17 protein-coding genes are annotated in these 11944 nt (G+C 32.8%); all 17 read right to left on the bottom strand.

Annotated features, from left to right (window positions below; genetic code table 11):
* Window positions 1-73 precede the first annotated feature (73 nt).
* Complete coding sequence (locus Q0138_RS07325) at window positions 74-1525, bottom strand: 4Fe-4S dicluster domain-containing protein (RefSeq protein ID WP_297982738.1); 1452 nt, start codon at window positions 1523-1525, stop codon at window positions 74-76.
* 83 nt (window positions 1526-1608) lie between these two features.
* The gene (locus Q0138_RS07320) at window positions 1609-2643 is read right to left on the bottom strand and encodes a 4Fe-4S binding protein (RefSeq protein ID WP_297982735.1); all 1035 of its coding nucleotides are present in this window, start codon (window positions 2641-2643) and stop codon (window positions 1609-1611) included.
* Window positions 2644-2645: 2 nt separating this feature from the next.
* Window positions 2646-3773: a nickel-dependent hydrogenase large subunit gene (locus Q0138_RS07315; RefSeq protein WP_297982731.1), complete on the bottom strand. Its 1128-nt coding sequence runs from the start codon at window positions 3771-3773 to the stop codon at window positions 2646-2648.
* A gap of 25 nt (window positions 3774-3798) precedes the next feature.
* Window positions 3799-4314, bottom strand: a complete 516-nt coding sequence (locus Q0138_RS07310) for an NADH-quinone oxidoreductase subunit B family protein (RefSeq protein ID WP_297982741.1) — start codon at window positions 4312-4314, stop codon at window positions 3799-3801.
* Between the two features lie 195 nt (window positions 4315-4509).
* Window positions 4510-4890 carry a DUF1959 domain-containing protein gene (locus tag Q0138_RS07305; RefSeq protein WP_297982729.1) on the bottom strand — a complete coding sequence of 127 codons (381 nt, stop codon included), beginning with the start codon at window positions 4888-4890 and terminating at the stop codon, window positions 4510-4512.
* Window positions 4891-4990: 100 nt separating this feature from the next.
* Window positions 4991-5320: a DUF2104 domain-containing protein gene (locus Q0138_RS07300; protein ID WP_297982726.1), complete on the bottom strand. Its 330-nt coding sequence runs from the start codon at window positions 5318-5320 to the stop codon at window positions 4991-4993.
* Window positions 5321-5414: 94 nt separating this feature from the next.
* Complete coding sequence (locus Q0138_RS07295) at window positions 5415-5672, bottom strand: energy-converting hydrogenase A, subunit K (RefSeq protein ID WP_297982723.1); 258 nt, start codon at window positions 5670-5672, stop codon at window positions 5415-5417.
* Window positions 5673-5858: 186 nt separating this feature from the next.
* On the bottom strand, window positions 5859-6719 hold the full coding sequence (locus Q0138_RS07290) for an NADH-quinone oxidoreductase subunit H (protein WP_297982720.1): 861 nt from the start codon (window positions 6717-6719) through the stop codon (window positions 5859-5861).
* Window positions 6720-6836: 117 nt separating this feature from the next.
* Window positions 6837-7052 (bottom strand): DUF788 domain-containing protein, encoded by a 216-nt coding sequence (locus Q0138_RS07285; RefSeq protein ID WP_297982717.1) that lies wholly within the window; start codon window positions 7050-7052, stop codon window positions 6837-6839.
* Window positions 7053-7204: 152 nt separating this feature from the next.
* The gene (locus Q0138_RS07280) at window positions 7205-7873 is read right to left on the bottom strand and encodes a hypothetical protein (protein WP_297982714.1); all 669 of its coding nucleotides are present in this window, start codon (window positions 7871-7873) and stop codon (window positions 7205-7207) included.
* 219 nt (window positions 7874-8092) lie between these two features.
* Window positions 8093-8770 (bottom strand): EhaG family protein, encoded by a 678-nt coding sequence (locus Q0138_RS07275; protein ID WP_297982711.1) that lies wholly within the window; start codon window positions 8768-8770, stop codon window positions 8093-8095.
* Window positions 8771-8824: 54 nt separating this feature from the next.
* Complete coding sequence (locus Q0138_RS07270) at window positions 8825-9424, bottom strand: EhaF family protein (RefSeq protein ID WP_297982708.1); 600 nt, start codon at window positions 9422-9424, stop codon at window positions 8825-8827.
* A gap of 81 nt (window positions 9425-9505) precedes the next feature.
* Window positions 9506-9766, bottom strand: coding sequence for an EhaE family protein (locus tag Q0138_RS07265; protein WP_297982705.1), 261 nt, complete (start codon window positions 9764-9766; stop codon window positions 9506-9508).
* Window positions 9766-10092 carry a DUF2108 domain-containing protein gene (locus Q0138_RS07260; protein ID WP_297982701.1) on the bottom strand — a complete coding sequence of 109 codons (327 nt, stop codon included), beginning with the start codon at window positions 10090-10092 and terminating at the stop codon, window positions 9766-9768. The genes Q0138_RS07265 and Q0138_RS07260 overlap by 1 nt, the downstream gene beginning before the upstream one ends.
* A 228-nt stretch (window positions 10093-10320) precedes the next feature.
* Window positions 10321-10596: a DUF2109 domain-containing protein gene (locus tag Q0138_RS07255; RefSeq protein WP_297982698.1), complete on the bottom strand. Its 276-nt coding sequence runs from the start codon at window positions 10594-10596 to the stop codon at window positions 10321-10323.
* A gap of 103 nt (window positions 10597-10699) precedes the next feature.
* Entirely contained in the window at window positions 10700-11200 is a 501-nt protein-coding gene (locus Q0138_RS07250; protein ID WP_297982695.1) for a hypothetical protein, read from the bottom strand.
* Window positions 11200-11598 carry an energy-converting hydrogenase A subunit A EhaA gene (locus Q0138_RS07245; RefSeq protein WP_297982693.1) on the bottom strand — a complete coding sequence of 133 codons (399 nt, stop codon included), beginning with the start codon at window positions 11596-11598 and terminating at the stop codon, window positions 11200-11202. Before Q0138_RS07245 ends, Q0138_RS07250 begins: the two co-directional genes overlap by 1 nt.
* Window positions 11599-11944: the final 346 nt, after the last annotated feature.

The following is an 11944-nucleotide window of genomic DNA, read 5'->3' as shown; positions in this document are numbered from 1 at the left end:
TAAAGGAACTGCCAAATAACAAAACCTAAATTACACCTAAAGGAACTGCCAAATAACAAAACCTAAATTACACCTAAAGGAACTGCCAAATAGTAGAAACCTTAATTGCATTTAAAGGACAGATTCCCTCACAATTTCTACATGAAATACAATCCTCATGATTTACAGTTACCTTGTCATCACTAACGTCCAATGCATTTACAGGACAGTTTTTAACACAAACCTCACATAATTGGCAAGCGTGATGATTAACCTCTACAGTACCATTTCTTTTTCCTCTTAAATCTCTTTTAATAAAGAAAATTTCATGATCCCTATTTGTAAAGAACTCTTCCTTAAGTTTAATAGCCTCAAAATTACAGCTTTCAGCACATAAACCACAATATACACATGAATTGTCAGTGTCTATTGTAATTGGGAATGGACCATCCAAATCAATTGAATTGGTAGGACAAGCCTCTACACACAATCCGCAACTAATACAGTTCTCATCAACAACCTCTATGCCCAATAAAGGTGGGAAAAATTCAACCAAGTCCAATACCTTAACCACTTCCAGGTCCTTTTTAAGAAGTGCATCAAGACGCTGATTCAGGAATTCTGTAACGTCCACAACAATGGAACGGCAATTGCTGCATGTGAAAATTTCCACATTTGAAAATTCCATTCCCCTTGGAACATCACGAATATCCCTTGAATTTTCATAATCAAAGTCCTCAAAGTGATAATCCTTGGAAATGTCTGAAAGAAGATCAATCAAAACATTATCGATTTTGGTTACCTCTTTTGAAATCTTGTTTACATCCCTATCCAGGATTTCAGAAGCGATTTCAAGAGTCTTAATCTTGTTGAATGATTCAAAGGCTTCCTCCCTTTCAACATAGTCAATTGCATAGGTAGGGCAGGAATTCATACATTCCTCACATCTTGCACAGTATGAAGGGTCAATGAATGGCAACTTATTGGTTTTTCCAACATTAATTGCACCTTTTGAAGGACAGATTCTTGTACAGGTCATACATCCAATACATTGGTCATGGTCAATTGATAAGGTTCTGCCTTCCTTGATTGTCTTAGGCAGAATTTCACCATATTTAATTGCATCTGTAGGACATGCCCTGAAACAGTAACCGCAACGAATACACTTGTCCTCATCGATTTCACTATGCATCTCTTCTCCACCGGTTGACTTAAGGTGGATTGCACCGGATTTACATGCATTTACACATGCACCGCATGCTCTGCACAGCTTCTTGTTGATGTTGGGAACATTTTCACGAATAGGTTCTGACAAGGTCTTCTTGATGTGAATAGCATCATATGGACAAGCATTGGTACATAAAACACAACCGAAACAGTTTTCATCCAATTTAATGAATTTTGTATCTGAATCCAAATAAACTGAACCAATTGGACATGCTTTAAGACAAGGCTTATTGATACAATTGATACATTTTTCATCATCTATTTCATACTCAATATGAACGTCTCTCAATGGTTTTGGAATTGGATTGACACTTACCATGACAAGCCCTCCATCAAATATACGGAATTGACACTTAGCATGACCATTCCGCCATTAAATGATAAACTTAATTCCATAAACATTTAAGCCCTCCTTTCAGCCAATTGGGAAGCCTTAACGGAAATGTGAATAACTTCCTTTCCATTCTCATCAGTATCCAAGTTAAACTTAGCCATGAAGTACTTGATGACTGAAAATGGACAGGTCTGATAACAGATACTACATCTTAAACACTTGTTCTTGTCTCTTACAATAGTGTCTTCATCATAATCAAAACTTATTGCTCCTGTCGGACAGTCTGGAATACACATTTGACATTTCTTACAGTTTTCCCTATCCCAAGTAATAATCCTAATCTTTAAACGGTTTATTGCATCTTCCAGAACCTCATGAACAACATCCTCATCATTCAGGATATTTAGAGCCTTTTTAAAAAGAGGTTCAAAATCAATTGAAGAAAGGAACAGCTTATCTGAACCTAAACAAACCAAATCTTCCTGCTTGGATTCTATATACTCCTCAAGAGTGGTAACCGCCAAATTAATGATCTTCTTTTGCTCTTCAAGGTTATTTACAAAGACACCTTTCATTGCACCCTTAACAGGACATGCATCCAAACACTTTCCACAGGAAATGCACTTGGACTGGTTTACAAGAACCCTTTCATCGATTTCCTCAATGGCTCCAACCTCACAGGCATCCATACACTTATGACACCTGATACAGAGATAATCATCAACGATATATTTTCTTTTTGAAGGAATGATATTGAACTCTTCACGAATGAAGTGATTTTCACCACATTCCAAGGTTTTTGGAGTTGATGGACAAACCTCAGAACAGAAACCGCAACGAATACAAGAGGACTTATTGATTACAGGATAAATCAGCCCTTCTGATTCATTGGTATCCTGGTCTCTTACAAGCTTGATTGCATTTGGAGATGGACAGGATGCAGTACATGATCCGCAACCTATACAGTTTTCAGGAATGACCTTAGGAAAGTCCCTGAACCTATCCGGCTTTTCAGCTATATCCACCCTAGACTTTGCATCAAGGAAACCGTCTATCCATGCCTTTCTGGCAAATTCATAAACATACCAAATCAATGAGGACATCTCTATATCACCTCATAGAAGTCTTTCGTAGTATATTCCCCTGTGTCTACATCTGTGATTGCCACCCTTTCGGCACAAGCGATACAAGGATCGCTTGAAGCATAGGTTGCAACAGCATCTGCAACGGTAGCAACATCCTTCAACATATATCTGGCGCAAGAATCGATATTCATAATACTTGGAGTTCTGATTGAAATACGTTTTATCAGGTTTCCATTGGTTTCAGCCATGTATCTGACTTCACCACGAGGAGCCTCATTTCTCCATTCTCCATAACCTGAAGCAATTTCCACAGGAATTCTAATATCTCCTTCAGGCATGTTTTCGATTGCTTGCTTAATCAAATCAATGGACTGTTCGATTTCATTAAACCTATTCATTGTACGAGCGTAATTGTCTCCTTCCTTTCTCCAGATAGGCTTGAAATCAAAATAATCCTTATAAGTATAATGCTCTTCTCTCAAGTCATGCTTTAAACCTGAAGCCCTTCCGATAGGACCGACTGCATGACCCTTTATAGCCTCTTCCTTGGTCATTACCCCAACACCCTTTGCCCTTAAGGCAACAATTGGAGCTTCCTCAAACAATGCAACATGTCTGTCAAATCCATCCTCTATTTTCTTAAGGTTTTCCAATATTGCATTGAAGTGCTTCTCTTCAGCATCCATACGGACACCTCCAACTACATTCCAACCTAAATTGACCCTATTTCCAGTTAACAATTCAAGGGAATCCATTGCATGTTCCCTTAAAGCCAACACATGCATGAAAAGGGTTTCATGTTCAAGAGTCTTGAAGAAAGTGGAATTAGCAAGGAAATGTGATTGGATTCTGTCAAGTTCATTGGTAATGACCCTTAAATATTGTGCCCTCAATGGAGCGCGAACTCCTGAGATGAGTTCCAAGGTTTCAGCAAAGGACTGTGTATGTTCATATGAACAGATTCCACAGATTCTTTCAGATAAGTAAATACATTTTTGCCAAGTTTTACCTTCCATAATCTTTTCTATACCTCTGTGAACATAACCATAATCAATCTCAGCTTTAATAACCTTTTCACCTTGAGTTTGAAGTTTAAGTCTTAATGGCTCCTTTAAGCCTGGATGAATTGGTCCGATTGGCAATATCATTTTATCTTGACTCCCATTTACTTATTTAATCACGAGCTTTATCCTGAGCTCTGCCTTTAGCTGCAAGTGCTCCTGGAGCAACTGTTAAAACAGCTTCCAAAATTTCACTAGGTCTTGGAGGACAACCTGGAATTGCTGCATCCACAGGAATAAAGTCTGAAACTGGAGCAAGCACTCTTCCACCCTCTTGAGCAAAGACGTCCCCTGACTGTGGACAGTTTCCAACAGCAACAACAATCTTTGGCTCTGGAGTCTTGGCATAAATCCTTCTTAAATTGTCTCTCCATTGTTCTGTAACGGCACCGGTAACCAAAAGAACGTCAGCTTCACGTGGATTATTGTGAACATAGATACCATATTGTTCAAGATCGTAACGAGGAGACAATAGTGCAACCAATTCCACGTCACAGCCATTACAGCCTCCACAGTTTACAATACAAACATGAATTGAACTTTTTCTTACAATATCTTTAAGTTTTTTAAGCATTTTAATTACCTTTTTAAACTTTTTTACCTTAAAACTCTTTGTTCTTTTAAACAGTGCCTAATAATTGAATAAACATTAAATAAATAATAAATAATAATTTAATAATAATTTAACAATAATTTGAATACTAATTTGAATAATATTTAATAATAATTTAATAATAATTTGAATACTGTTTTTACTAATAATTTAAATAATTAATAACTTTTAAATTAAAAATTGAAGCAATTCAATAATTTAAAAACAATATTATTGAACCAATTCAATAATCTCTCTTCTACCTTCCTCTAAAGCGTCCTCATACTTTTTATTGTTTTGTACAATCTCCTTGGTTAACTGATGAGTAATTCTATCTGCATCTTCCTCTGATACAAGTTTTATAACATCACTTAACCAGTAAAGTCTTAAGTCAATGTGCAATTGCCTTTTTATCCTTTCCCTATTGGCTATTTCATAGGTGGAGTGAAGATTTTCCAAATCACTCATGTCAAAATGATCCATAAGAATGTTTTCAAAATCCTCTTTAGAAATTCCAAATTCTTCAGACAATGGTTCGGTAATGTCCTTTTCCCATTTGAAACTGTGAAGAACCCTCAATTTCAACATCTTTAATCTTTCATCACTATTCATATAAATCATCCTTTAAATAGTCAAATGTGAATAATTAAAATTTATCAAGCTTTAACTAATTAATTCAATAAAATCATAAATCGAATTAATAATGGAATTTTTAAGAAAATAAAACTCCTGAAGTGCATATCCAAACAATTAGAGAAATAATCAATCCAATTGCAGTTTCCTTACGACCATAACCAGGCCTTCTTCCAATTACAAGACCAATACAGAAGAATGCTATGCTTAGAAGAATAACGGAACTGACAAAACCAATCAATCCATAATTGAATAATAAAAACCAACCAAGAATAGATAAAATCAAGGACATCACATCAATTTCAGATATAATGAAAGGTTCCATATGTTTTTTATAGCTTAATAATAGACCAAGAATTGATCCAACTATAAATACAATTATATAAATCATATAGTACAATGTTTCCATGATTTCACCTTTTTTGATTTTTAATCGACAACTTTTTTAAAAGTTTTGAAATGCAATCTCCAAATAATTTCAAATCCCAAAAAATTTTTTTTACCTATACAGGACTGTAAAGATAAATAAAAGACAATATAATAATTATAAGAGTTATTAAGAAAGCTGCTTTTTCAAGAGTCTCTGCAATATGAGCTCTTTTTTCATTGTTCTGCATTAAAATGAATGGAACGAATATTATTCCAATGATGGCTAAAGGAAGTGCTAAAATGCTTTGGAAATATGCTGCAATACCTGCAACAATAAAAACCCCTAAAGCCACTAGGGAAGTCAATATTCTCAATTCTTTTTCATTGTTCATTTTTAAGCCTTCTTTTTAATTTTTTAAAAATTTTAATATACTTATCTTAAATTACAAACTTCAATTTACAAAATTTTAAAATATTCTTATTTTAAATTACAAACTTAAATTTAAAAATTTTAAAATATTTTTTCTAAGATTACAACTTCAATCTAATAAAAATATAAAAAATTAAACTGTTTAATTTTAAATTATAAATGTAATTACAGTACCAACAACACAAATGATTCCAATGGATATTTGAGCCATTACAGAATGGTTTGGATTCAACATAGGAGTTGTAGCATTAATGAATCCTGTAATGATTGTAATCACTATCATTCCAATTAAATATCCTACAACTGAAAGCGGTCCAAAGAATACAGTCAAAAAAATCCATAATAGGAGATACCATGCAATTGACTCTGAAAACATTATGTACCCTCTAAGCAAACCATAATGCTCTGTTTCAAATCCTGAAATAATATCCTTTCCCTTTGTAATTCCAAAAGGAGAATATGGGGATTTTGTAATAATCAAGACAAAAAACATCACAGCTGCAAGAGGTATTGAATAAATCAATGGACCGTTTGAAGCTTGATAAGCTAAAATTCCGGAAATGTCCATAGTTCCTGTCTTAATGAAAACCAAACCGATTACGGCAAATAAAGGCAATTCACCGGCTGCTGAGAAAACAGCCCTTACACAACTTAATTTTCCATAAGGAGAACCTGAAGAAGATCCTGAATTATGTTCAACAATCTTGTGTATTGCATAAATACCGAATATAATCATAAGTGAACCTTGTGTAACAGGCCCAACAATTACACCAGTAATCCAAATTCCTGCTAAAATAACTGTAATGCCAACATAAAATGGCATTGAAGCTGTTTTAGGGAATGAAGTTTCTTTAAAGAAAAATTTTAAGGAATGTAATAAATATTGAATAATAGGAGGTCCTGGCCTTAATTGGACTCTTGCCATAACCTTTCTATGGAATCCCAATAAGAGACTGCCTGCGAGGAAAGCAATAATTACATTGATTAAAATTTCAGCCATTAAATTCATAATCTGCGAAGAAATTAATAAACAATAAATCCAATAATCAAAACAATGAATTAGACTTATCAGATTTATAAATAACTAAATAAATCAAAGAAGCTAAAATAGATTAGAATATCAGATTTAATAACCTGTAAACGGTTCTTTTCTCCTTTCCTCCTCTTCATCTTTTATAGGGTTGGACATGGTTAAAAGTCCAAATGAAAGTACTAAAAATGGTATGCAAACAATAGCTATGGCATAAACTATCCAATCTGCAGGATTAAATATTAAAGCATAAATTATAGCAAGCAATGATATTATAAAGATAGTATAACTAGCTATTCTCATTTTTTTCATTTTATCGACCTTCTATTAAATAAATAATTAATAAACATGATTTGTTAATATAATAAATAACATAATTTGTTAATAAACCTGATCTTTTAATAAATAAATAACATAATTTGTTAATAAACATGATTTTTTAAGCAAAAATTTTCTTTTATAAGTTAAATTACAGTAAGTAAAATCTCTAAAAATCTTACTATGATAAATAAAGAACTTAAGTGAATAATTAATATGAATGGAGAACCTGGAGTTCTAAACATCTCTGCCTTACTTGCATAAAATGGAGCTATACCGCTTTCTCCAGCTACACCTATAAGCATGAGAAGCAATCCAAAGATCATTAAAGGGGTTGGAGCCATACTTGCCAATTCAAATAAACTTAAAGTACCGGCAGAAGCCAAAATCATAGCAGCTCCACCAAATAAAGGCAATCCACACATCATTGCAATTAAACCATACTGATAAGCTGAATTTAAAACATCAACCTGTTTTACGGCAGAAACGATACCAATGTTAACAATACCGATTAAAGCCATGAAAAGGGTAAAGTTAAACAGATCTCCAGTAATCATTGCTCCTGCAGTAGCCAAACCACATACGATAGCAAGGAATCTCCTATGTTTAAATTCCTTTAATCCGACAGCAACTTGATTTTCATCCAATGAACCGAACATAGCCTCAACTTGAGTTTCAGTACGGCTAATGGAAATCAAAGCTGTAAATAGAAGTATGGTTACAAACAGGAATAAATGAAGCGGATTTAAGTAAAGAACAATATCTCCCAATGGAATTGTTCCTAAAAAATCTCCTCCCAAACTTTCTATAAACATCCTATCTCCTTCTTATTAATATGTTCATATAAATTCTGTAAGCATAATTAAATAAATTAAAATCTTATTTTTTTAATTAAATAAATTTTAATGTTAATTTTTTAAATCAAATAAAATTTAATCATTATTTTTTAAATCAAATAAATTAAAATAATAATTATAATAATTATAATAAGCAAATAAGTAAAAACTCCAATTAATAGATGATAATCAGAACTTTTACTCTCTGCCAAAGTCCTCTCTCATTAAAACTCCAATCAAACCTATCTTGGAAGCCACCTTTAACAGCAATCCCAATGCAGCTAAAAGCAAAGCCAATAACCAGTATTGAGGCAAGACAAAGAAGATTAAAAATCCAATTATCCATAAACACCAGGAAATACCTGAAATAGCTCCTACACCATCAAGAACTACAATAGGCAATCCCCTTACCTTTCTGGAAAGGACATAAATCAATATGCCTCCACCAGCTACTGCACCACCGGTAAAACCTGAAAGGAATACTCCATAAGCGATTAGAATCAATGCAATGAAGTTTGGAGCGGTTGTCATTATCTCCATATCAATGTTTAAAGACATTGGCATGAATGAGGTATCCACATCCTTCTTTCTCATCTCACGAGATATGAGAATCTCTGAAATAGCCATGATTTCAGCCAATTCAACAACCAATCCAGGAAGCACCAATGCTTCTGAAAGATCTGTACCTACAGCAGTTACAACAACAAGCATTGCAAGACCTGCAATATCTGTAAGGATAAGAATCTGAATGTCTCTTTTTTCCATGGCAATTCCAACCAAGCCGATGAAAGCCACTATCAAACCGCCATATAAGACCTGGCCATACATTGAAGTGAAGAAGGCTGGAACGAATTGGGGAACTATGCTTGCAGGCATTAGACCATTCCTCCCTTATCAATATAATTGAAATCCATAAAGACAAGCATGAAATCACCTAAACTCCTTTTTAGCCTGTTTGCTGCGAGCCTTACGATTACTTTCTTCAACTTCACTAGCAACCCTATCGGAACTTGCAATTGCAATCTTCATATCCTTTTTAATCTGTTCCTTATCGTTTTTCCTATTCATTGTAAAGTTAATTGCCAACCATGATGCAATGATATAGGCCATCATGAGAATTGATGATTCAAGGATGGTATCAAAACCTCTTGTATAATAAAGAATCTCATCAATCAATCCTCCAGGGGATGCGCATATACTTGTTCCAAAGTAAGGTGAGAATCCCTTTAGCCATTCGGCAATCGGAGTCATGTATGAATTGATCCAACCTAGATTTTGAGAGTTTTCAGGATATTGTGCTTGAGTAACACCAGGACTTTCCAAAACTTCTCCACCTCTATCATATGGAGCTATTGCCAAGCCAGCATCCATTTGGGACTGAGGAGTCGGACGTGTATAAAGCTGGTCTGAATTCAATGCAACAGGTATTAAAAATCCTGCAATGAGAAGTAAACCTAAAATTAAAGCGAACAATCTAGGAACATTCTTAGGATTTGCCAATTGATTCCATAATTTCCCTATTTTAGGCATCTGATAACCTCCCAGCGTTACAGTTTAAATCTAAATCATATGATGATTTAAATTCATTAAATGAATTGATAAATCTGAACATTATACATCAGCTCCAATCTCTTCTAAACGAGCAATAGCTCTAAACAAGATTAAACTTGTTACAATGGTAGTTGCAATTAAAGTCAACAGAGCCAATGTAGAATTATAAGTAAGCAAAACCAATGAAACTCCAACAGAAGCCACTTCAGTATTTATTGTTCTGATGACAGGGTCTTTTACTCCAGGACCCCAAACGGTGGCCAAGCTTCCAAAGATAGCGATTGCCAAACCTAAATAAACCCAAATACTTAAGCTAAACATTATTCTGCCTCCCCAGAGTTTCTTTTCTTATTTTCACTGCTGTAATTAACCTTATCAAAGCTAGAGTAATCATCCAATTTTGATTTGCGGACATTGTTGATCTTGATCAATGCAAGCAAGAAGACAATGATTGACAATGGATCGAGAACAGCAGTCAGGAATGCAACATCCAAATATTTGAAGTTAACAATAGCCAAGAATAAACCTGCTTCCAAAACAGAAACCATTATTACCTTATCCAATGGTTTTTTAAGAAGTACAACTCCAATGGCACCTATTATCATTAAAGCCATTGCAATTGTCTCAATATTTATAAATTCCAGCATTTAAATCACGTTTTTCTTTTTTATTGTTAAACTACAATTTTGAATTGTTTAAATAAATTATTTAATTTATAAGCATGAATTAAAATTTAAATTATTTTCATATTTAAATATAATATATTTTTAGAAATAAATCCCAATCAATTAAATATAAATTATTTTTAGAAATAAATCCCAATCAATTAAATATAAATTATTATTAGAAATAATTTTTCAAATTTTTAACAACAATTAGTTTTCTTCACTTAAGTCCATTTCCTTATCAAATGTAATTTCATCTTCCAATTCTTTTAAAGTGTAAGCAATTGCATTTGAACCAATTGTTGAACTTATAAAGAAAGCTGCAGCCAATACAAGACCAAATGGTGTTTTAATATACAATGCAACAATTGCAGAAATACAGAATCCTATTACATTTATGTAAAGTAATTTTTCTGCTCTGTCTTTGGTTATCACAGCTCTCAAAGCCATAAGTATTGCAATAACACCAATAATTTCTATATACATATTTTAACCTTGTATTTTTTTGTCTTTAACACTTAAATTGAATTTAATTAAATTAAATAAATTTTAAAAATCTTATTTTTAATATTTAAAAGCCTTTCAAAAGCTATTCATACTTAGTATACCTGCCAAAGGATTTTGCTATTTTTCCAAGTAATCTTGAGCTTGTAGGATGGTGAATTCCCTGAATTGTAAATATTGCAATTACCATTCCGCAAATAAACATTTCAGGACTAATTCCAACAAATGAGAAGATTGCAATCAAAACAGTCATTGTCAATGCTCCAACTGTTCCTGCATAACCTGGATCTGCACATAATCTGTTACCTATATAAACGAATAATGCAGCAATCAAACCTCCCTGAATTCCTAAAGCATAGATTCCAATTGCAGCAATCAAGGTTCCTGCTGATGCATCAGGAGAACAAAGAATGTTTCCTTGGAAAAATCCTCCTGCCAAATCTCCTTTTCTAGATTTAATATTATAACCGACATTTTCCGCCCCCTTAACACCAGGAGCTTCCGGCAAACCTAAAAAAGTGTCTACAATAACAAAATTTAGCCAGGAAATGATTGTTGCCAATATTAAGCCAATGATTAAATCCATTATTCATCACCCCTATTTGAAATATCTTCAATTAAAGATTTAAATGAAGGTTCAGAAGCATTGGAAACAGCATCATCTTCCATTTGAGTATTCTCTAAATTAGGACTTGGAAATACATAATCGAATAAATATTTTACAAAAATAGCTGAGAATAGTCCAGCCAAGATTGCAAGAACTAAACCATCATATATCCAATAAAAATTAAAAGAAAAAAAGATTGCTAAAATCCCAATAGCAAATACAGGAGTTGGAAATATTGCACTATTTGTCCAGGAAAATCGTATAGGCTTTTCTGGAGTTAAAGGCAATTTTAAAGCCAATGCGATAGCTACTGCCACAAAAATAGCTACAATATAATTAATCAATAATTGAAATCCATTAGCACTTATACTAATCATATTTAATATTATCCATATTATTAAATATAAATCTTTTTACTTATGGACAAGTAGAAAAAATGTTTAAAAAAAATCTTTAAAATAGAAAATTTAAATTTTGAATTGAATTATTAAAAAATAAAGAAATAATATTAAAAATTTCTTAAAATAAAGGCAAATGGGACGAAAAAAATTTAGGCTTTCCTAAAAATTTTCATGAAAAATTTATTGAAAAATTTATTGAAAAATATTAAAAAATATTATAAAAATATTATAAAAATATTATAAAAATTTAGACAAATTGACAAAAATATAATTTTAAATTTCAAAAGAAAAATTAAGTTTACAAATAATTAAAAAAGAGAAG

This window comes from uncultured Methanobrevibacter sp. (assembly GCF_937906425.1).
Classification (GTDB): domain Archaea; phylum Methanobacteriota; class Methanobacteria; order Methanobacteriales; family Methanobacteriaceae; genus Methanobrevibacter.
This window is presented reverse-complemented; position numbering and strand designations above follow the sequence as displayed.